Below are 23,410 nucleotides of genomic sequence, written 5' to 3'. Positions count from 1 at the left end.
GCTACTTAAAATTCGCTTCCAAATACATGGAGGCAAATGATTATTAAATTCAAATACAAATCTATGGAAAAAAGATGTAATGTAACGAAAAAGAAATGCTTTTTATTCTTTCTTTTTTTCGTCTTCGCAAGTCAGATAAGCCTTCAGGCTTACTGCCAAGAAGTAAAGCTGACATTTAGTTTGAAAAACGCAACACTAGAAGAAATTGTCGACGAAATCAAACGTATTTCAACATATGATTTCGTGTATAGTGATTCCTATTTGTCAGTATTCAAACCGCGGGACGTGTCGTTCAAAAATGCAACGATTGACGAAGTTTTATCTAGTTGTCTCAAGGACAGCGGGCTCGTTTATACCATTAACGGGCGAACAATAATCATCAAACGAGGGAAAAAGACAGAAGAAAACAACCGAACGGTATCGGGGAAGGTAACAGATGTAAAAGGGAATCCTCTACCGGGCGTAACGATCTTAATCAAAGGAATAACAGTTGGAACTGCCACGGGGGCAGACGGCAGTTACAAACTGGAGATCCCGTCGGGAAAGGTCATCTTAATTTACTCTTTCATCGGTATGAAAACCCAATACGTAACGGTTACCGATAACTTGAAGATTGATGTCAAGTTAGAAGAAGACGTGGAAGAAGTTGAGGAAGTAGTAGTTACAGGATACCAGACTATAAACAAACGCCGTTCTACCAGTGCCATATCCTCTGTCAAGGCAGAAGACATATTAGTACCCGGTATGACGAGTATCGACCAAGCCTTGGAAGGTCGTATTCCGGACTTACAGCTAATGTTAAACTCCGGTGAGGTAGGAGCAACTCCCCGTATTCGTGTTCGAGGAACCTCCACACTTTCCGGAAACAGAAACCCGTTATGGGTCTTGGACGGGTTCGTGTTATCAGACCCGGTGAATGTAAGCCCGGAAGACTTGAATAATCCTGATTATATAAACATCATCGGAAATGCAATTGCAGGTATTAATCCTCAAGATATTGAACGTATTGACGTTTTAAAAGATGCTTCCGCTACAGCCTTGTATGGAACACAAGCTGCTAATGGGGTTATCGTGGTCACCACGAAACGCGGAAAAGCCGGAAAAATCTCCTTGTCTTATAGTCATTCTTCAAAGATCACCCGACGGCCTCGTTACACGGACCGGAATATAAATCTGATGAATTCCCAGGAACGTATGCAATTTGGTAAAGATCTTGTTGACAATCACTATATTTTCGACCCATACATGCCAACTGTCGGGTACGAGGGAGCTTACTACAACTGGATGAGCGGGAAAACGAGTTATGACGAATTTCTTACCGAGGTTCGACAAAATGAAACAATAAACACCGATTGGTTTGATATATTAACTAGAGACGCCTATTCACAGACTCATAATTTAAGTATGTCAGGAGGTTCTGAGAAAGTATGTTACTATGCTTCGTTCGGTATTTCGGATGATAACGGTGTAGCTAAAACCTCTTACAGCGATCGTTATTCCATAATGCTCAACCTCGATGCAAAATTAAGCGATAAGTTCCAAGTTGCCCTGCGTCTTAACGGGAATATACAAAAAAAGAATCACGTACCGGCAGAAATAGACGCCATGGGATACGCTTACAATACAACCCGTGCGTTGCCTTGTTTCAATAGTGACGGAAGTCTGTATTATTACAAGAAAGCCAGTGATACCAGAAATACCCGATTAAATTACAATATCATAAACGAAATCAATAATTCTTCTCAAGAGTATGATGGTTCTACCACAATGATATCCATGGATTTGCGTTATGACATCATGAAATCATGGAATCTTACTATTGCAGGTTCTTACACTCGGAGTAACACCACGCAAACGGATTGGTGGGGGGAAAAAACCTGGAAAGTAGCCTCTCTACGTAATGCAGAGGCCGAGGATACTCCTCCAACCGGGGAAAGTGGATATTGTTACCTGCCATACGGTGGAATTCTAACCACGAATCAAAGTGCTGCCGAGAACTGGACCTTACGATTGCAATCCAATTACAGCAAAGGTTTAGATAAAGAAGCGCACCATTTACTCAGTGCTTCTCTGGGTCTTGAGGCTAACTCTAGCAAAAATCAGGCAATTGCAGATGAATCCCGAGGTTACTTAAAAGAACGGGGAAAACAATTCGTGGATATGTCCACTTCCACATCTGTAAACGGTAAAACGACATACCTGATTGATGATTATCCTTATTTCAAAAATTGGTTAGCTGCGCCACATCATTCGATAAGCGAATCGTTAACAAACAAACTAAGTGGTTATCTTACGGTTTCTTACAGCTACAAAGATTACTTCACGTTCAACGTTAACGGACGATTCGACGTATCCAACCAATTCGGTAGTGAAAGTAACAACAAATTATTACCTGTTTGGTCTATATCAACCATGTTAAATTTAAAAGATATTATTTTCTTGGATTCTGACGGAGATTATAAAGGCGGTGCCTGGATTTCTGACATGCGCTTAAGAATGTCGTACGGAAAACAAGGAAATATGATTGACGGAGAGACTCCGGACATGTTATTAAATCAAGGAGGAATTGACACCTATTACGGGGAATACGTATCAACGTTGTACAAGTTACCAAATCCCAATCTACGTTGGGAACAAACAAACCAAATCAACATTGGGTTAAATCTAGATTTATTCAATTCCCGATTAAATATTAGCACGGACTTTTATTACAAAAAAACGAATGAATTACTTTCGTCAATTGCAGTATCTTCCGTAAACGGAACCCCAAGCGGCACTTATGTAATGAATAACGGAACTTTATCCAATAAAGGTATGTCCATTTCCTTATCCGGTTATCCTATTCGAACGAAAAACTTCTCTTGGTTTGTTTCTACATATTATTCAATAAATTTGAATGAAGTACAATCCCAACCGTTAGAAAATTATACGAAAGAGGCTTTCCTGGATGGAACTGCCATCATCAGCGGTAAACCGATCAGTACTTTCTATTCTTACAAATTTCTAGGCCTAGATCATGAAACCGGGTTACCGATGTTCGATGATTGGGAAGACCGGGTACATTTATTGTACGGTAAATCTGTTGCCGAAATCATCATGACTGTTTTGGAGGACAGCGGATGCCGTGATCCATTTATTTCCGGAAGTTTTTCTAATAACATCCGCTACAAACGTTGGAATCTTTCTTTTAACCTGGCATACAGCTTAGGTTCCAAAGTCCGCCTATTTGACATGTACGGTCCTATTCAAAATGGTATTACTTCAGTAGAAAATGTCCGTAAAGAATTTATTGATCGTTGGGTAGTTCCGGGAGACGAGCTACGTACTAATTATCCGGCATTATTGAGTCCTTCCGATCCTCTATTCGACCAATACCGTTATCATTATTCCATGACGGCCGGCTCCCAAGGATTAACAGGACCTTTTGCCGATAACATCTGGCAAATGTATGACGACTCGGATATTAGGGTGGTTAGCGGTAATTATTTAAAAATGCAATCCCTATCGTTACGTTACGATGTTCCGGAAAAAATATTGAAAAAATTACCGATCTCTTATGCTTCAATTAGTTTCAGTACTCAAAATCTATTTACAATTTCAGCGAAAGAGTTAAAAGGACAAGATCCTTCCCAAGCCGGATTCAGTTCCCCAAATCTTTCCGTAAGACCTTCATATACAATCGGAGTAAACCTGTCATTCTAAATTAAAAGACTATGAATATAAGAAATATAATAACGGGAATATTATTACTATCTTGTGCCGGATGTAACGGATTCTTAGACGAATACTCGCAAACGTATGTTCGGGCCTCTAAGATTTCTGATTATGACGAATTATTACTAGGTTCGGTTTACATCGGGAGTTCTAAACCGAATCCCCCGACAAGCTATGTGTACCCGAGCGGTGGACGTACTTGCGACTTTTTTAATACACTCGATGATGACTTGAATGTCGTATCGGAAAGCTCAATAAACATGGTCGGGGGAGATAAACCGATTACCCAGTGGTTATCCATGAACAAAACGTTGTTCGGCTACACGACATGGCAACGTGACATCACGAACACGGAATTGAGCACCTCGGATGACCAAGCCACATGGGTGGACCTTTACAAACGTATTGCGGTGATTAACTCTACTTTAGAAGAAATCGATCGCCTAGATTTAAAAACAGATCAGGAAAAAGCAGACTATTACAGGGTGAAAGGTGAAAGCTTGTTTTTACGAGGGCAATTTTACTTGATTTTAGCAAACCTTTACGGCAAACCGTATAACCCGCAAACAGCCTCTTCTGACCTAGGTGTCCCTCTTAAAATCACATCAGGAGTTGAGCACGACAAGGATAAAGACACGCAATTCGAGCGTGCAACTTTAGACAAAATATACTCGCAAATAGAGTCCGACTTACTGGCATCCCTGGAAGCCTTTAGCCACAGTTCAAAACATGTCCTTTACCGGGCTTCCGAGGAAGCTTCCCGCCTATTGCTCGGAAGGGTATACCTGCATATGCAAGAATGGGAAAATGCCAAAAATACGTTGGAACCTTTGTTCGGTAATATAGCCTTATCTTCGTTAGTTGCAGGAGACACGCTAAGCGAAGATAACCGTTTTCTAAATGAAGATAATACAGAGTTAATCTTTTCCCAAAACTCACAATTTTCACAAGTATGTTGGACCGGTAACGCACCAGAATTCTGCGTGTCCCGGGAATTATATAATTTATATGACGAGAATGACCGCAGAAAAGGATGTTTTAAAAAGAACGTAGACACGGATAGCCTCGCCTTGTTATACAAATATAACACGGGGAATTACCAAGCCAGAGTATCCGACGTACTTATGCTACGTGCGGCAGAAGCCTACTTGAATATGGCAGAAGCATGTGCTATGCTCGGTACGGATGACGCAACAGCTAACAAATACTTAAACGAATTACGGAGAAATCGGATCGTCGGTTATCAGGATCAAACTTACACCGGAGAGGAACTTGTAAAACAGATTCGCATCGAACGGCGCAAGGAATTGTGTTTCGAAGGACATCGCTGGTTCGATTTACGGCGTTATTCCGTATGTGAAAAATATCCTTACAAGAAAAAAATATACAGACAGTTTAGCTTTTATAACTCAGCTAATGTTTTAGAGCGCACCGCAACCTATGTATTAGAAGAGGACGACCCGGCTTACGTGTTTGCCATTCCTAAAAACGTGCTGGAATTTGATACCAAGCCCATGCCGGACAATCAACGACCGGAACGAATCCCACTAGAACAATAAATCGGATAGAAAATGATAAAGGTATGAAATATATATATTTATTTTTAATCGGCTTTCTCTTCTTTTCTTGCGGGAAAGAAGATACTCTGAAAAACGAGATCGACTTCTCGAATATTTACGCAATTACCGACGATCCGAATGATCCCGTACAGCATGAACGTTACCAGATTTTCTCCGAATTCGGAGTTTCTGTCTATTTTAACGACACGGTAAACCAAGAATTTGTCAGAACGGATGTATACGGAAATCCCGTGTATCGCTATGAATTAATAGACCCGACTTGGTTGTTCTATAAACCAGAATCCGGAACCGGTAACACTCAAGTAGAATATAAATTTGTTTACGCCAAAGGAGAAGAAAAACAATTGAAAATATTGACGGGCATTCGTCAATTTCTGGAGAATATTTCAGAAGCATTATACCCCACGCTGATTATGAGCGCCGACTCCATTTACAAGATAAATTCGGCAGGGGAAATCGAAGAAGAAACAAGTTTTGAAACTAATTTCAGAGTTATGTTATGGTGCCGGGTAGATGAAATAGTGGACGACGGTTCATTGGACAATACAATCTCTAACATTGAAAAAACTCTGGTTCTGGATAAAGTTGAAAACTTTACCTCAAAAATAGATGAATTTGGAACAATTTCCGAGGCCACGAATTATGGGAAAGATTTATTCGTGTATCCAACATCTGATCCTTGGATCGGTTACGGTGGTTATTATTTCTCTTATGGGCGTCCTGCCTCCATGGAGGAAGATTACCTGGAAGACTTAAAATCAAGGTGGCCATCATGGGCCGAAGAGCCTCCCACCCAAGAACACGTTGACGAAAGCCGTTCCGTTTTTGCTAGCATTGTCGGCCCCTATGGTTTTGTCGGGACTTCCACTTTCGTAATAACAACCTCTCCTAATTCCGTGACTATTGATTTGAATGAATACGTGGAATTAATGCTTCGTTTTAGTCCAGAGGAATTCCAAAAATATTTTGGAGACTATTCACTGGTTATGAAAAAGTACAATATCCTTTACGAGGTGATTGTAAATGAAATGGGAGTTGAATTGTAATTAACTGATGTTATGAAAAAGATTTTAAAAACATTATTAATAGGTTTATTCTTCTTATGGGCATGTTCTGACGATTCGACTTACTCTTACGAGATAACAGGAGTAACTGATGCAGGAGAATTTATAGACACCCGTGACAACAAAACCTATCATTGCATAGAAATCGGTGATCAAATCTGGATGGCTGAAAACTTGGCTTATTTACTACCGGGAGGGAATCTAGCTGGTTGTGCGACTTGGCAAGAAACTTATTTTGATACCTTATCCGTTCCGTTAAATGATAGTGAATTCCGGGAAGCGTTATCTACTGCTTTGGAAACCGGAGAAATCGATGAATCCCCTTGTATGGACTCTTTGAACAACTTCATGTTAGGATATGGCGTTGACGAAAGTTCAGTATGGTATGAAATGTACTATGAAATGTTTGCCCCAACATATTTACCAAGTGTATACCTGAAAAATAACCCGGATGCAAGTTATGATAAAATCATAAGTGATATGAAAGATTCTGTAAGCGGGAATTGCTATTACTTAATTTACCCCCAGATAGAATTATTCGCCAATAACATGAGAATTTCAAAAATTCCGGAATACGCCTTGACGAATTACCAGAAAGCCGAAGAGAATAACGGTAATTATTCCCAAACTTACGGGATGTTATATAGTTATGAAGCAGCTTTAAAAGCCGTACCGTCAGAAGGTGACTGGCGACTCCCCACTGATGAGGATTGGAAGAAATTAGAAAGATTTCTTGGTATGAGCGAAGGAGAAGTCCCTAAAGATAACGATTGGCGGGGAACAAACCAGGCCGAATACCTGAAAGCCGACAAAAACGGGATTGGTTTTAATGTTCTATATGGCGGTGGAAAAATTTACACCCCACGATATAATAAAATGGAAGATGACCAGACCTTTATCAACAAAGGGCGTAATGCTTATTTTTGGTCATCAGAAAATCTTGCGGAAACGGATTCCACACGGGTGGGAATTATGCGATCTATTGCCACGTGGACGAACCAGATATTACGTTCAACCACAAGATTTGAGAATGAAGATGGTCACCCGACAATGTATAATGTACGTTTAGTAAAAGACAAAAAGTAAAAACAAAATTAAAAATGAAAAATATTTTATTCGTAATTATTCTCGTATGTTGGAATTTTTCCACAGGAGTTGCTCAAAGTATATATGGTGATGCGGCAAAAGCTGACGTAAAAGTCAAATATTTAAATTCATACGAAGAAGCATTGAAAGCATCCGCAAGGGAAAATAAACCTATTTTCTTCAATTGCTTTGCCGATTGGGCCGTTCCATGCCATGCTATGAACAAAGCTGTTTTTTCCGATGCGGAATTTGCCAAATGGTTGAATGATCATTTTGTATGTTTGTGTCTTGACGTATCAGTACCAGCACATAAAGACCTGGTGGCAAAATACCAAATTCGTTATTTCGCTCATTATTTGATATTGGATTCGAAAGGGAATCTATTACATCGAATCGTGGGAGGGAGTAAATTGCCGGAGTTCAAGGAACAAGTGGCAAGAGGACTTAATCCTGAACGTTGTCTGACCGGAATGACCGAAAAGTTCCGTGGAGGAAAACGGGATATAGATTTTCTACGGGACTACATAAATGTATTAGACCATGCTGATATGAAAGTACATCGGGATTCGGTAGTTCAAATTTACGTCGCCATGCTCGACCCTCAAGAGTTAATCAAAAAAGAAAACTGGTCCATTTTCACATCTTTACTAGAAGATGCAAACTCTGAACGTTTTCCTTTCCTATTGGAAAATTATGACGCTTTTGTGAAAGAAAATGGTAAAGATATTGTAGACCAATACATTTCAGTGATGTACATCCGTATTCTTTATCCATTTTTATTTGACGATAAGGGATACGAAAAATTCAACATTCAGAAAGTCGAAAAGAAAATGAATAACTACTTGGCAGAAACAGATGTTGCATTCGTTTACCTGAATCTGGCAAAAGCACGGGGTGAAAAACGATATATTGATTTTATCGAACAACTGAAAAAGGATGGCAACAAACTGCAATCACAAATTTTAGAGGAAGCAGATATGAACCTGGTGACGGTAACGAACCAACATTTGGAATTAAAACAAGCGGTTGAAAAATACTTGAATGAAAGAATCCAACAAGTAGACCAGGCAACAGCAAAACAATATGAGAACGCTTTAAAACAAATTGTTAACGCTGGAAACGGGGTTAAATTTGAAGATTGCACTTTCTCTGAAGTTTTAGCAAAAGCTAGAAAAGAAAACAAACCGGTTTTCATGGATTGTTTCACCGTGTGGTGTGGCCCGTGTAAAGTGTTAAGTAACCAAATATTTCCCATGAAACCCGTCGGGGACTTTTTCAACTCAAACTTTGTAAATTTCAAAATGGATATGGAGCGTGGAGAAGGTATAGAACTTGCTAAACGTTATGGCATCAAAGTATACCCCACGTTACTGGTCTTGGATTCAGAGGGAAATTTATTACACAGGTTCACGGGAGCACGTCCCCCACGGGCATTGATAGATGAAATGGCAAGAGCTTTATCCGATTCAACCGCTTACGGCCCGGTAAAGGCAAAATATGATGCGGGTGACCGGACTCCCCAAGTCGTGATAGAATATTTAAGGAATATGGTATCAGCGGGGGATATGCAAGAAACAGAGGCAATTGACGAAGCGGAAAAATACTTCAACACGCTTTCCGAAAAAGAAAGACTAGATAAAGATTTAATACCTTTTTATACCAGATTCGCAACGAAACCGGAAAGCGATATGTCTCGTTATTTCCTGCGCCACCAGGCGGAATATCAAAAACTAGCGGGAAAAACAGTAACAGAAAGGGCTCTTTTAAATATTTACTTTCCCTACTTTATGAATATGTTGCCAGAACCCAACATGAATAATGAAATACTCGTATCTGTCATTGAAGACATCAAACATACCAGGAGCGTCAAAAAAAATTCAACCCTTGGTTACCTCGTAACGATCACGGAAGCTGTCAGCCAAAAAGATTGGGAAAAGGTGCTAAAAGTATATAACAAAGGTGTTTCCCAAATGGATTACAAGTTTGGTCAATTGAATCTGGATATGCTATGGAAACGTTTTTGGCCATTGATTCCAGATTCTATGAAAGGTAGAGTGGTAAGCTATCTTGAACAAGAAAAGAATAAGGCTAGGCCACTTGCTGTTGAAAAATACACGACGTTACTAGACATATTGAAATAAATAATTCAACAGAATACATCTGTTTCAATTTTTACTAATATAATCTTGCCAAGAAGTTGTGATATGCACCCCGAAAGTTTTGTGTCTAACTTTCGGGGTTTGTTATGTTGAAAAAGTATGCAAAACGATTAAATATATGCATATGCTTGAAGATGGGTATAAGCATAAACTATGCCCGAAAAAAATCAGGAATAGATGGCTGTCGCCTAATTCTAATGTGGGAATAATGGCAGGCTATAAATTCCTTGTCATTAAAAAGAAAGTTAGTGTTAAAGCCGGTTTATCACTTAGAATGCAAGCAATAAAAGACTTTGAAAAAAAGGTTTATCTTTGTGCGAAATGAATGAAAGTCGGATAATATTCTTGAAAAATTTTTTATAGGCAATCTCATCTCCTGCAACAAGTCGTTTCACCCAATTGTTTTGTTCTTTATTTCTTGGCATCGCTTTCGTTTTTTATTAAGAATAAAAATAATAAATTATTGATTTTTGAGGCTATAATATACGTGAAAAGAAATAGTTTAAATTTTTTTCTGTTATTTTTTGACACTTTTAGTGACTCATTCTGTTGTGTAAATATGAATATATAATAGTGAAAATATTTACAAGATCGTACTATCAATATATCTTTGTACGAGAGAAAGGAAAAAGAACTGATGGAAAATTTTATTAACAAAATTACTTGTAACGTTACGACAACTCGCTTGAAACCTTATATTGATTTCCTGGAAAATGTCGTGAAACAATTTGGTTCAGACGGGACGAAAGGAGTGTTGCTTTATTTAGAAAGTAAGCTGTGAAAAATGACAGGTGATGAAGAGAAGACCTAGGAGATGGAAAAAGAGGTATCCCGATGGATAAACCCTCGTTTTTTTGATTAATAATTAGATGTCGATTATGAGTAAATTACTATTATTATTATTATTATTATTATTATTACTTAGTTTTCGTGTGGGATACATTTACGCAAATCTAGTGGGGAAAGGGTATATGATTTCTGTTATCAGTTAGTTAGTGAAAGAGCCAGGTTGGAGTCAAGTTGTGGAAGCGTTGAAAGATAAACATGAGGGGGCGATTGTCGCCTGGTATTCAAACTAGAGGTGTTGAGGAAGTTATGGGGGTATTGTCCTCGTTATGTTACTGTCGTGGAAAGAACGGAACGTTTAAATACTGCATTCGTGATCGATTTAAACTGTTCAAGTCGAGAAGTGGATGGTGACATTTTTGCAAATTTCCTTTGGGGATTATTATCAGACATGATGCGGGAAACGCCTTGAAGATAATAGAAAACAGTGTAGAACCATTGGTTGTTAAAGATGCTGTCGCAACAATAACAGAGTTGAGTAGCGGGAAATGGTTTGATCGTTGTGTGTGAGATGATTTTTACCCGGGCTTGTACGAGAAGAAGAAAGGTAAAAGCGAGGAACTTCAAGTTTCTCGAAGAGGTTTGGGTATCCTTGAAAGATTCACGATTTTTATAGTCGTTATTACTACCGTGAATAGAAAAAGCTGGGATTTGCGAGAAAACGGGAAATGTAAAGTATATTTTGCCGTGGGAATTGTTTGATCGGTAACGTGAATAATACGCAGGAGAGCATGGCTGTTGTTTGGATGAAGGGAGGAAATGCGGTGACGATGATTGGTTATGTCGTTACAATTGGGTATGGTCGTAACGGTTGGGGAGGATTGAAATACTGGTTGACGCCTCCTAGACGTTTTATGCCTTGGCGGAGGTGATATGCATGAACCTGCAGGATTTCTTGAACCAGCAGAGCCCGTGATACCCCTCCTTGTTGAAAATATTATCAAAGTGTGGATAATGTCAGAAAAATTCTTCGGGAAACTTTAGGTAAAGAACCTACAAAAGATCAGGTTGGGTTTTGGTACGATCGGGATGGTCTGTTACGGAGATCTGAAATCGTCTGTACGTTTACAAGAAATGAATTGAAACGAGATCGAGGAAACCTATAAATATCCCTGCTAGTTAAATTTTTGGTACGTATTTTTTTATTTTTTTATAATCGAAAATAGTGCAAGGTGTTATTTTCATAATTCTTATGTTTTGTTTTTTGGGGTGGAAAAATTAACTTTGTCCAATTATGGGTAAAGTATTAAATAGAAATTTTGAAAAATTCTTTAAAGCAAATTTTTCTTCCGTCTATGTTTTTATGAAACATTACACGGGTGATAGCGAATTAGCCGCAGATTTAACACAAGAAGCTTTCGTCCGCTTATTGGAGTATGGAGATGAGATTATTCTAGAAAAATACGGTAAGGCCTATTTATACACGGTTGCCCGTCGTTTATACTGGCATCATTGTAGGCATCAAAAAGCTGAAGAAAATTATATTTCTCGCTTAAATGAAAATAACGAGGATGACTATAATCTTTTGAAAGAGATAACTAGACAAGAAACGATTCAAGTTTTACGAGTTGCAATTAATAAATTACCCCCTAAGGTCAAACAGATCATCCTTTTGAATCTAGAAGGGAAAAGTAACGCTGAAGTTGCCGAGTTATTACAAATTTCGTTGAACACAGTTAAGGATTTGAAGAAATCGGCTTACGTTGTCTTGAGAAAGTTGTTGTCAAAAGATTATTTTATTTTTTTGTTATGGCTTACCCAAGGATAAATTTGCAATAAATATATTTAAATATTTGTTTTTAATAATTAACCACCCGTTTTTCTCTTAAAAGGCTTTTTAATAATAGAAATATAGAGAAAGCGTACATGGATTTATTAAAACGACGGTTAGATATCGCACACGTGATTGCACGTGAGTTTTTAGGTATTCAAGAAAAAGGGGAGCAAAATTTACTGGAATGCTGGTTGCAGGAAGACGAGAGGCACCGGATGGAATACGAAGAAATTCGTCAACTCTTGGTTGCCGGAGAGGAGGCGTGGAAAGAACTGGAAGATGGGGATTTGGTTGCAGCCGCTTGTTGGCAGGAATTGCAGAGGGAGGAGAAAAGACGCTCGCAGTGGTGGGTGGTATGGTATCGGTATGCATCAATAGTGGTGTTGATGCTGGCGGTTGGTATTTATTATTTTGCGAAACAGGAAAGTCCGGAAACAATAATTCATGTTGAAACAGCTGCCGTGACTCCCGGGGGAGGGAAAGCCCAGCTGACCCTGGCTGACGGGCGGAAAATGCAATTAGATGATACTATACGCTTAACGTTTAAGGAGGTCGGGGGGACAGATGTTTCCTTGGAGGTGGGTGTTGTGAAATATTCGGGCGTGGATACTGCAGACCGGAAAGGTGCGTATAACACATTGACCGTGCCCCGGGGCGGGGAATTTGCTCTTGTGCTGGCCGACGGTACCCGGATTTGGTTGAATTCGGAGTCATCGTTGAAATATCCGGTGGCTTTTACAGGTAATGAACGGCGGGTGGAAATGACGGGAGAGGTGTATTTTGAGGTTGCCCGGAACGCGGCAGCTCCTTTTGTGGTGGAGGTCCGGGACATGGATGTGCGTGTGTTGGGGACTTGTTTTAATGTGACGGCCTATGGAGCCAATGTTGTGACGACGCTTGTGGAAGGAAGTGTGAGATTGAACCGGGGGGAAGAGCATATCACCCTGTCGCCTGACCAGCAAGGCACGTGGAACGGTGATAAATTTGAAATGCGGGAAGTGGATGCCCAAAGTGCCGTGCTATGGAAAGAAGGTATATTTTATTTCGAAAATGATCCTTTGGAGGTAATTCTTGAAACGATGGCCCGTTGGTATGACGTGGGTGTCTTTTATGCGGATCCGGAATTAAAGAATATGCATTTCTCGGTAAAAATCAAGCGCTATGAAAACATTAATAAGATATTGGGGATAATTGCCCAGACAAACCGGGTGCGTTTTGAGATAAAAGACCGGGTTATAAATGTTTACGAATAATGTAATGTGTTTGATAATAAAATAAATATCCTGTTTTATTGTATAACTTAAAATTTGGAACAGAGTTATGAAAAAAAAGTGTAAATTAGGTGACTTTATACGAATAAGGTTACTTGGAGTATCGTTAGTGATGAAATTAGCTTTTTTCTTGTTCCCTTTGCAAGGGGTGGCGTCAAACAATCCACAGCATGTAAAGGTAAGTCTTTCGTTGAAGAATATTTTCTTGACAGAAGCTTTCCTGAAAATTCAAAAGAGTAGCGATTATTCTTTTGTTTACAACGTGGACGACGTGAAAAATTTTCGGGTTGCTGCGTTGGAGGTGGAGAATGCCTCTATCGAAGAAGTCTTGACCCGTTGTTTGAAAGATACGGGATTGACTTATAAAATTGAGGATAATGTGGTGATTATTCTTCAGAAGCCTCAGGACGAAAGGTTTATGATACTGAAAGGTTGGGTGTATGACGTGAAAAAGCAGGCTATGCCGGGCGTGACAGTGAAAGTTGCCGGGACTATGCTGGGTACAGCCACGAACGGGCAGGGATGGTTTTATATCCATTTGCCAAAGTCGAAGGGGCAACTTGAATTTTCTTTCGTGGGATACAAGACGCAGAGGGTAGATTTCACGGAGAATACAGACACATTATGTATTATCATGCGGGAAGATGTCAAGGAAATGGAGGAAGTCGTCGTAACCGGTTATCAAACCATGAGAAAAAGCGAGGTTGTTGGTTCGCATACCGTGGTTGACGCTTCGGACATTATGATGCCGGCTTATTCTTCTATCGACCAAATGTTGCAGGGACGTGTGGCCGGCATGACAGTGGTGAATACCAGTTCCAGGGTGGGGCATACTCCGAAAATCCGTATACGGGGAACTTCTACCATCCTGGGAAATCAGGATCCTCTTTGGGTTGTCGATGGGATTATTCAACCGGACCCGTTACCCATCGATCAGAACGATATGATGGTTGATGATTTGCGGAATATTCTGGGGAATCAGATTTCCTGGTTAAACCCGGCAGATATAGAAACCATTACGGTGTTGAAGGATGCTTCAGCAACAGCGATTTACGGATCTAAAGCGGCCAATGGCGTTATTGTGATAACCACTAAGCGGGGAAGGAAGGGATCTACAACTGTGAATTACAGTGCTAATTTTTCTTTCCGTGCCCGTCCCCATTACAGCCTGTTTAACCTGATGAATTCGAAAGAACGTATTGAATTCAGCCGGGAGGCCTTCGAGAGCGGAGCGATTTATTCAGAGGCTCCGGTAGCTTCAATGGACACCTACGAGGGGATTATGTATTCTTATTATAATAAGAATATTACAGCTTCGGATGCCCGCGAAGCGATATTGAAATTAGCGAATACAAATACGAACTGGCTGAAGCTGTTGACCCGTAATTCTTTTAGTCAGACGCATAATTTAAGTGTTTCGGGGGGAAGCGATAAGGTTACTTACAGCGCTTCACTTGGTTTCACCGATCAGGCCGGGGTGGAAATCGGCAATGATGCCAAAAATATGAGCGGCCGTGTGAATACCAGCATACAAGTTCACCCGAAAGTTTTAATTGATGTAACTTTGCTCGGCTCCATCAATAAAACGGGGGGATATGCAGCGGGGGTAAATCCGTTGAGTTATGCCACGAATACCAGCCGCAGTTTGCTTGCCTATGAAGATGACGGATCCCTGCATTATCAAAAACAAAGGGGCTACTATCAATATAATAGCTCGATTCATTATCTGGGATATAATATATTGAATGAGATGGAACATTCTTATTCAAAGAATAAATCTTCTCAAGTAAACGGGATTTTGAATTTTGCCTGGGAAATTCTTCCCGGATTGAAATACGAATTTGTGGGAGGAATAAATAATAACACAAGTGTTGCAGAATCCTATGCGGGAGAGCAAACCAATTATATTGCAGGTTTGTACCGTGGCTACGATTATGGGACGGAAACTTATGGTTCGGAGAAATATAATGCAGCCGCATTACCCTATGGAGGAGAATTGTATAACCGGACATCAGACGTGCTTAGCTGGAATATCCAGAATAAACTGATTTTTATGCGTTCTTTCAAGGAGAATCACCGGCTTAACGTGTTGATCGGAACGGAGACCGTATCCAGCCGGACGAGCGACCGTTCGTCTACCATATATGGTTATGTAAAAGAACGGGGAGAATCGATCATGCGGCCCACCCCGCTGGATGAACTCAAGCCGATAGGGAATGCTCCGATTGTCGGTTGGGGTATCCTGGATAAGCTTTATGATGGTTCAGGATGGACAAGGACGTCACAACTTTCTAATTCATTCTCTGTATTTGCAACCTTGGCGTATGTTTTTAAGGATAGGTATGTGTTGAATGCCAGTATACGTAATGACGCATCCAATCGCTTCGGACAAAACCAGAATAAACGGTTTGACCCGACTTATTCATTCGGTCTTTCTTGGAATGCGGCACATGAACCCTGGATGCAAGGAATTTCAAATATAGTGAATCAATTGAATTTCCGGGCCTCTTTCGGAATACAGGGTAACACGGTAAATTCTATTGGCCCGGAATTGATTTTGGATCGCGAAGGAATAAAACAGGGGTATGGTGAATATTTTTCGACGATTTCGAGAATCCCCAATCCTAATTTAAGCTGGGAACGGACCAAAACCTGGAACTTTGGTATAGACATTCAGCTAGCGTGGATCACGATGAATCTGGAATACTATAGAAAGATGTCGAATAATATCGTGAACCAGGGAATCGCTCCGGAAAATGGAATTGCCGGAATGGATATTAATGGAGGCAGAATACGGAATTCGGGAGTGGAATATTCTTTGAATATCACGCCGATCCGGACGAAGGACTGGGGATGGACAATCGGTTTGAATTCTTCTAAAAACTGGAATAAAGCCCTGACCCAATCCATAGATGAAATTACGTTGCAGAATTACCTGGACGGGGCTTCCGACCGGGTGTTGCAAAGAGGAAAACCACTGTCTGCTTTCTGGTCGTTTGATTTCCGGGGGTTGAACCCCAATACGGGTATGCCCGAGTTTAATCGTATATTCGTGGAGGACGAACAGGGCGTTTTCCTTATCGACGAGGCAACCGGTAATTACGAGTTATTGCCGGTCGCCTGGCAGGATATACTGGTGTATTCGGGAAAAACGGAGCCTGATTTTACAGGAGGTTTGACGACCCGTCTGCGCTGGAAAGGTTTGACTTTGGGAGCTAATTTCTCTGTCTTGTTGGGAGGAAAACAACGATTGCCGGGGTTGTTCCCAGATGAAAACGGAAATATCCCGCTTTCAAGTGCCAATCTGAACAAAAATCTGCTAAAACGGTGGAAAAAGCCCGGGGATGAAAAATTTACCTCAATCCCTGCCGTTTATAACGGTCGTATAATTAATAATATATCTCTTCAAGACGGAAAATCTTATTCCCCGTACATGATGTGGCATAATTCTAATGCGCGGGTTGTTAGTTCTTCTTTCTTTCGTTGTCAGCAAATTTCGTTAACTTGGAATATGAATGAGAGTTTGTGTAACAAGATGGGTATAAAAAGTCTCTCGTTAAATGCAATTATGAATAACGTTTTTGTACTCGCTAGCAAACGATTTGACGGGTTTGATCCTGAATTGGGTGATAGTGTTCAACCCAAAACTTATTCTGTGGGTATAACTGTTGGTTTTTAAACAATGCGACGTATGAAAAAAATTTTGAAATATAGTATATTAATTTGGATGTTGACATCATGTCAAGAATTCTTGGAACCTGTGTCGCAAAGCGAATATGTTCCAAATGAAGTTAAATCCTTGGACGAATTATTACTGGGAGAAGCTTATGCCGGTGCGTATTTCGTTGATGCAAATTTTTATTCTGTTTTGGGATTGTTTGACGATGACGTGGCAATTCGTAGAGATTGGGCAGGAGATGATTCCGAGGAAGATGCAGTGCTACAACTTAGGCTGGCTTTTTCTTGGGATCCAACGATGCTTGATGAGTTTAATAATTACGATGTTTATAGTCAAGTATACGAAAAAATACTGGGATGTAATGCCGCTTTGGATTATGTGGATGGGGTTGACGGGTCTGAAGATGACAAAAACAGGGTACGGGGACAGGCTTTGGCATTGCGTTCTTATTTTTACTGGTTTCTGGTGAATCTTTACGGCCAGCCGTATGGGTACAATGCTGATGCGCTGGGAGTGCCTTTAAAGTTGAATTCTGACCTGCAGGATAAGGGAATGCCCCGGAATACCGTGGGCGAGGTGTATGATCAGATTGAGCATGACCTGTTGGAAGCGGAGCGTTTTTATAAGGCATTACCCGAGGACAAACAAAACTTGCACGACAACAGGGTGAATTTGCCTTTTATCCAGTTGATGTTGTCTCGTGTGTACCTCTATATGGAAAATTGGGAACAAGCTTATGTTTACGGGAAAAAGATCATAGATGATTACAGTTATGATGTTTTAGACCTGAACTCTTTAGAAAGTCCTGAATATACAGGGTATTACAATTTTTTCACATGGAATAATCCGGAAGTGTTGTTTTTGTTCGGAAACATATATGATGTAGCCCGTTTACCTTATTATCTGGGGTTTATACGGTATGAAAACAAGATTGACGATTGGTCTGAGACCTATAACTATATTTTGCCTGTTGCATCTGATAGTTTACTGGGAACATACGAAGATGCTGATTTAAGAAAAATACATTATTTAATGCTACCTCCATCACCCGATGGCCGTGGTGCCGATAAAGATTACAGAGCTGCTTATAGTAAATTCCCGATACAAGGTGTTGGTAATTATAATTTGAATTACAATGCTGGTGCGGGCTTATGGGGAACGGCGTTTAAAGTGACCGAAGCGTATCTGAACGCGGCAGAAGCCGCAGCTATGTTATACGGGGAAAGACAGAGTGAATACATGGCGCAGGCACAGAATTTAATGACGGATTTGCGGACAAAACGGTTCCCGCTCGGGACGCCTTCTGTAGCTGTGACAGAAACCAATCCCGATGCTTTGATACAACTTGTCCGGGATGAACGGCGCAGAGAGTTGTGTTTTGAAAATCACCGTTGGTTCGACTTGCGGCGTTATGGGATGAAAGAAATCAAGCATGTATGGTATGACGAATCCGGTCATGCAATAGAATACACTTTGCAGCAAAATGATCCGGGCTATACCTTGTTGATTCCGCGTACCGCTTTCACGTACAATTCTTCAATGGTACAAAATGAAATAAGAAGTACAAATACCGATGATAATGAATGAGAATATGAAATATTTTATAGGGATAATGATATTGATCCTGATGGGATTGGTATCATGTCATGATGACGATGGAATTGGGGCGCCCATGGAAGAATATGACCTGTTGTCTTTCGTGTTTCCTCAGGGGAATAATTCATGGGACAAGGAAATAGAACAGATTGCCGAGACCTGGGGGATGTATATTATTTATAAAGATATAGATAGTGTTCATCTAAACAGGATGTGGACATCGCCGCTATATAATGAACCGATTTATACCGGGACAAACATTGCTGAAAGGGATATTCCCGTGTATTTGGATCTGGTAAAAAACTGGCTGTTGGGAAGTCTAGATCTGGAAAATGAGCGGGACCGTCAGATGCTTCCCATGTATTTTTATTTCCTGAATGACTTGCATGACGGGAATCCCCGTTCCGCAGGCTCTAAAGCTCATATTCAGTTTAAGCAGGATGGGTTTGATTACTGGTGTCTGAGTTTTACAAGCGAAGAGATGGAAGAGGGATTGTCTGTGACCAAGCGGCATAAGGTGGCTTGTTCTTTCGTTTATCCAAGTATTAAAAACCGTGTAGCAAGTGGAGAGTATGAGGTCGCACCTGATTTTATGGCCGTTTCTGACTATGAAACCCCGATTGGATGTAATTATAATCCATTTTCAAGTATGTTGGATGAAATGGATCCCGTCAATGTTTTTTGGCGGAGAGGTTTTGCTGCTAATGTGTCAGAGGAGTTTTCTATAAGTGGTTCTTCTTTTTACCAGTGTCCATGTTGGATACCGTGGATCCCGATCATGTCGTACACGATCCCGGGTATGGGGTTGATCGAGGTTACGCGTAATCCAAATTCCAATGCTGTAAAGAATACTGTAGAGGAGCGTGCGAAGGAAGATTTTCTTAACATGATTCGTTTGGCCATGTATTTATCTAAGGAACGGCTGAATGAATTATACCCGTTGGAACCCGTGGATGGAGAAGATGAGAGTAATATTCCTATGGAACCGGAGGATATTGCCGGGTATGAAAAAATTCATCAGAAATACGACATCGTGGTGGATTGGATGTTGGATGAGTATGGGGTTGACTTATTAAAATATAGTTCTATGCTGGATGAAGATGTAGCGGGGAATGAATAACAAAAGTAGGTGATTAAAACAAGAAGAGATGAAGAAGATTAGTTCATGGGTGTATCTTTTATTATGTTGCGTGGGATGTACGCAGACGGGATACGTTATTCAGGGAACGGTAGCGGGAATGCAAGAGGGACAGGTGGTAATTATTGTTTATCGTGAAGAACCGGATACTTTGGAGATTGCTGATATCGTTGACGGAAGATTTGAATTCAGAGGAGAGGTGCAGGAGGTGACTCCTGCCGCTCTTCAGATTGTGGGGCAGAACATAGGGGAAATACCCTTGTATTTGGAAAATGAAAAGTATAAAGTAAAATTGGATGTTCGTGATTTCTATGCGGGTGAAATTGCAGGAGGAGGAGAGTCGCAACGGCTATCGAATGAATTCGAGGCCATCGAGCGGAGTATGGCTGAAACAGTAAAAACTTTCCGGGAGGAGTATATTCAGGCCATTCTTTCTGGAGATACGCTGGTTATTCAGCGTTTAAACCGCACGCTGGATTCACTTCGCCATAATTCAGAATCGAAAAGAAATGCTTTCTTGTCAGCACATCCGACGAGTTATGTCGCTTTGAATTATTACATGAATAATGCAAAAATGTTTCCTGTGGACGAATTGGCAGCTATTGTCCGGAATTTTCCTTTGAAAATGTTGGAGACAAAGACAGGCAAGAGGTTGGTCGGGCAATTACAGATGTTTGAAAAATTGTCTAATGGAAAAGCCGCTCCTGATTTTACCGTGCGGAATTTGGCAGGTGAAGAGTTTACCCTTCATTCGGTAAAGGCAAAAGTAAAAATCATTGATTTCTGGGCTTCCTGGTGTGGCCCTTGCCGGGCGCTGGTGCCTCAGTTGATCGAATTGTATAAGGAATTGCATCCTAAAGGGTTGGAGATTGTAGGAATTTCTATGGATACAGACGAAACTGCATGGAAAAAAGCGGTTGAGGAAGAAAAAATGCCTTGGCTGCAAGGTTCCGATTTAAAAGGATTTGAAAAAGAAGCTCCTTTAGCAAAATTGTATGCGATTTCAGGGATACCGCATCTGGTTGTGTTAGATGAACAAAACCGGATCGTGGCAACGAACACGCGGGGTGAAGAATTGCATGAGCTGTTGCTTAAATTGTTAAATAAATAAAATGAAAAATGAAAACATTCTTAGTAATCATATTTTGTTGTTTTGAATTGATTGTGGGAGCTCAAATGCGGGCCAATTACGAGTTAGCGGAGAAAAGTGCGGGTATGTTTTTACCCTGGAGTGGTGATCAGATCGAGCCTAATTTTATTCCCGGAAGTGACAATTTCTGGTTTTATTATACACAAAACGGAAAAGATATCTTTTATTTTGTTGATGTAAAGGCTAAAAAGATAGAAGAGTTGTTCGACCGGGAAAAACTGGCTCAGACTTTGACGTCGGTTCTGGGAAAGGAATATGATCCGAATCATTTGAAATTCTGGGGAAAGCCGATAGACAAAACGGGGGTGGAATTTACGTGGGTGGATGACAACTGTTTTTTCCGGTATAACCGTGTAACTAAAGAATTGAAATACGAAAAGTTGTCTTCCAGAGAAAACCAGCCGAAAATATGGGGGCTTCCCATTGAATTGGAAAGATACCGTAACGGGATCTCGCCGGACGGAAATTACCAGCTGTTTGGTAAGGATTATAACATTTACTTGCGTGACTTGCGTGATTCTTCGGAGATACAATTAACCTTTGACGGAAAGGCTGGATATGGTTATGCCGGTGAACAGAGTACTAAGCGGGAGGTGAAAGTTGTGGCTACATGGTTCGATGATGCTAAAAATTTTTATGTGGAACGTTACAATACTTCTTCCCTGGAGAAAGTTTATCACATGAACTATCTAAAAGGGCGTCCTGTTGCGTATGGAGAGCCGATGGCATTGGCGGGGGATAGTGTGTTGATGAAGATGGAGCTATCCTTGTTTAATGTAGATAATAAAAAGCAGGTGAAAGTGGACCTGGATAAATGGCAGGATCAGGCGTGCAGGGTGGTCTATATGGATAAAAAGCGGAATAAGCTGTACCTTGAACGGAGAACGAGGCGGAATGATGTTGTCGAAATATGTGATGTCGATTTGCAGACCGGAGCGGTGAAGGTCATCATCCACGAAGAAGAACAACCTTATGTGCCGGTAGAGCTGGCTTCCATACATTTTTGTAATGATAACAAGGATATTATTTGGTGGTCGGAACGGACGGGATACGGCCATTTGTACCGCTATGATTCGGATGGCTCTTTGCAGAATGCTATTACCACGGGCAACTGGACGGTGGGACGTGTGTTGGGGTTTGACCGCAAGCAGGAAAATATATATTTTGAAGCTTATGGGATCGTTCCTGGCGAAAATCCTAATTATCCTAAGATATGCCGGGCACGGCTTGACGGCCGGGGCTGCGTGGTCGTGTTGACGCCCGAGGAAGCCTCGCACAAATTTATTCTTTTCCCGTCGGGGAAATATATCATTGATATGTATTCCCGTCCGGATATGCCTAACCGTTTTGAAATAAGGGATAATAACGGGAAGTTCGTGATGAATTTGCTGGAGCAGGACGTGAGCGGTTTTACTGCTCAGGGGTGGAAGGCTCCCGAATTGTTTTCAGTGAAAGCAGCAGATGGAATGACAGATCTTTATGGCGTTATGTGGAAACCTTTCGATTTTGATTCAACAATAAAGTACCCTGTTATTTCGTGTGTCTACCCGGGTCCCCAGACTGACAATGTCCCCTTGACTTTTGATATTGGTTCCATGAATGAACGTTTGGCTCAGATCGGTTTTATCGTGGTTGCGTTTAACCATCGAGGAGGACTCCCATGGAGAGGGAAAGATTATCATTGTTTCGGGTATAATAATATCCGTGATTTTGCTTTAGAAGATGACAAGGTCGGCTTGGAACAATTAATAGATCGTTACGATTTTATTGATGGTGATAAGGTCGGAATTTATGGACATTCTGGAGGAGGAATGATGTCTGCCGCAGCCATTTGTACATATCCCGATTTTTATAAGGTATGTGTTTCTTCTGCAGGAAACTATGATAACAATATTTACCTTCAAAGTTACGTGGAAGGTCATTTCGCTATTGGCGAACAGGTAGTCACGGAGAATGTACGTATGGCGAAGGACAATGGTCGTGATATCGTGGTTGAAAAGCAAAGAATGAAGTTTTCTGTGAATCTGCCGACAGTTATGGATTTAGTCCCAAATTTGAAAGGACATTTAATGCTAGTAGTAGGTGGAATGGACGGAAATGTACATCCCGCTAATACATTCCGAATGGTAAATGCTTTAGTAAAAAACGGAAAAGATTTTGAATTAGTATACCTTCCTGAATGTTTCCATACATATGATAAAGAGGGGGATTGGTATTTTCAACGTAAATTGTGGTCTTACTTTGGAAAATACTTGTTGGGGGATTTTTCTAGTAAGGCATTTTATGATATTGAATTCGATCCGCTTTGGAACAAGGTGAACAGAAAATGAAGAATATGATTAATAAAAAATAA

At 40.7% G+C, this 23,410-nt stretch carries 15 protein-coding genes; all 15 read left to right on the top strand.

Annotated features, from left to right (window positions below):
• The first annotated feature begins 63 nt into the window (after positions 1–63).
• The 15 genes from I2I33_RS14735 (at position 64) to I2I33_RS14665 (ending at position 23,387) form a co-directional block, all read left to right on the top strand.
• Positions 64–3,702: a SusC/RagA family TonB-linked outer membrane protein gene (locus tag I2I33_RS14735; protein ID WP_229128317.1), complete on the top strand. Its 3,639-nt coding sequence runs from the start codon at positions 64–66 to the stop codon at positions 3,700–3,702.
• Between the two features lie 11 nt (positions 3,703–3,713).
• Entirely contained in the window at positions 3,714–5,273 is a 1,560-nt protein-coding gene (locus I2I33_RS14730) for a RagB/SusD family nutrient uptake outer membrane protein (RefSeq protein WP_087420386.1), read from the top strand.
• Between the two features lie 23 nt (positions 5,274–5,296).
• Entirely contained in the window at positions 5,297–6,340 is a 1,044-nt protein-coding gene (locus I2I33_RS14725; RefSeq protein WP_087420385.1) for a hypothetical protein, read from the top strand.
• 12 nt (positions 6,341–6,352) lie between these two features.
• The gene (locus I2I33_RS14720) at positions 6,353–7,444 is read left to right on the top strand and encodes an FISUMP domain-containing protein (RefSeq protein ID WP_140402562.1); all 1,092 of its coding nucleotides are present in this window, start codon (positions 6,353–6,355) and stop codon (positions 7,442–7,444) included.
• A gap of 14 nt (positions 7,445–7,458) precedes the next feature.
• Entirely contained in the window at positions 7,459–9,585 is a 2,127-nt protein-coding gene (locus I2I33_RS14715; protein WP_087420384.1) for a thioredoxin family protein, read from the top strand.
• Between the two features lie 655 nt (positions 9,586–10,240).
• Positions 10,241–10,384: a hypothetical protein gene (locus I2I33_RS14710; RefSeq protein ID WP_162613739.1), complete on the top strand. Its 144-nt coding sequence runs from the start codon at positions 10,241–10,243 to the stop codon at positions 10,382–10,384.
• Between the two features lie 303 nt (positions 10,385–10,687).
• The gene (locus tag I2I33_RS14705; protein WP_162613738.1) at positions 10,688–10,861 is read left to right on the top strand and encodes a hypothetical protein; all 174 of its coding nucleotides are present in this window, start codon (positions 10,688–10,690) and stop codon (positions 10,859–10,861) included.
• A gap of 319 nt (positions 10,862–11,180) precedes the next feature.
• Positions 11,181–11,321: a hypothetical protein gene (locus tag I2I33_RS14700; protein WP_162613737.1), complete on the top strand. Its 141-nt coding sequence runs from the start codon at positions 11,181–11,183 to the stop codon at positions 11,319–11,321.
• A 362-nt stretch (positions 11,322–11,683) separates the two neighbouring features.
• Positions 11,684–12,217 carry an RNA polymerase sigma factor gene (locus I2I33_RS14695; RefSeq protein ID WP_087420382.1) on the top strand — a complete coding sequence of 178 codons (534 nt, stop codon included), beginning with the start codon at positions 11,684–11,686 and terminating at the stop codon, positions 12,215–12,217.
• Positions 12,218–12,315: 98 nt separating this feature from the next.
• Positions 12,316–13,476, top strand: a complete 1,161-nt coding sequence (locus tag I2I33_RS14690; RefSeq protein WP_087420381.1) for a FecR family protein — start codon at positions 12,316–12,318, stop codon at positions 13,474–13,476.
• A 67-nt stretch (positions 13,477–13,543) separates the two neighbouring features.
• Positions 13,544–17,173 carry a SusC/RagA family TonB-linked outer membrane protein gene (locus I2I33_RS14685; protein ID WP_229128316.1) on the top strand — a complete coding sequence of 1,210 codons (3,630 nt, stop codon included), beginning with the start codon at positions 13,544–13,546 and terminating at the stop codon, positions 17,171–17,173.
• 12 nt (positions 17,174–17,185) lie between these two features.
• Positions 17,186–18,760 (top strand): RagB/SusD family nutrient uptake outer membrane protein, encoded by a 1,575-nt coding sequence (locus I2I33_RS14680; RefSeq protein ID WP_087420380.1) that lies wholly within the window; start codon positions 17,186–17,188, stop codon positions 18,758–18,760.
• A 4-nt stretch (positions 18,761–18,764) separates the two neighbouring features.
• Positions 18,765–19,889, top strand: a complete 1,125-nt coding sequence (locus I2I33_RS14675) for a hypothetical protein (protein ID WP_087420654.1) — start codon at positions 18,765–18,767, stop codon at positions 19,887–19,889.
• Positions 19,890–19,917: 28 nt separating this feature from the next.
• Positions 19,918–21,018 (top strand): TlpA disulfide reductase family protein, encoded by a 1,101-nt coding sequence (locus I2I33_RS14670; protein ID WP_087420379.1) that lies wholly within the window; start codon positions 19,918–19,920, stop codon positions 21,016–21,018.
• A gap of 8 nt (positions 21,019–21,026) precedes the next feature.
• On the top strand, positions 21,027–23,387 hold the full coding sequence (locus I2I33_RS14665; protein WP_087420378.1) for a S9 family peptidase: 2,361 nt from the start codon (positions 21,027–21,029) through the stop codon (positions 23,385–23,387).
• Positions 23,388–23,410: the final 23 nt, after the last annotated feature.

The sequence above is a fragment of the Butyricimonas sp. BSD2780061689_150309_C8 genome (assembly GCF_015560935.1).
In the GTDB taxonomy this organism is placed as follows: domain Bacteria; phylum Bacteroidota; class Bacteroidia; order Bacteroidales; family Marinifilaceae; genus Butyricimonas; species Butyricimonas paravirosa.
Note: the sequence above shows the minus strand (reverse complement) of the source record. Positions and strands in the feature narration are given on the sequence as shown.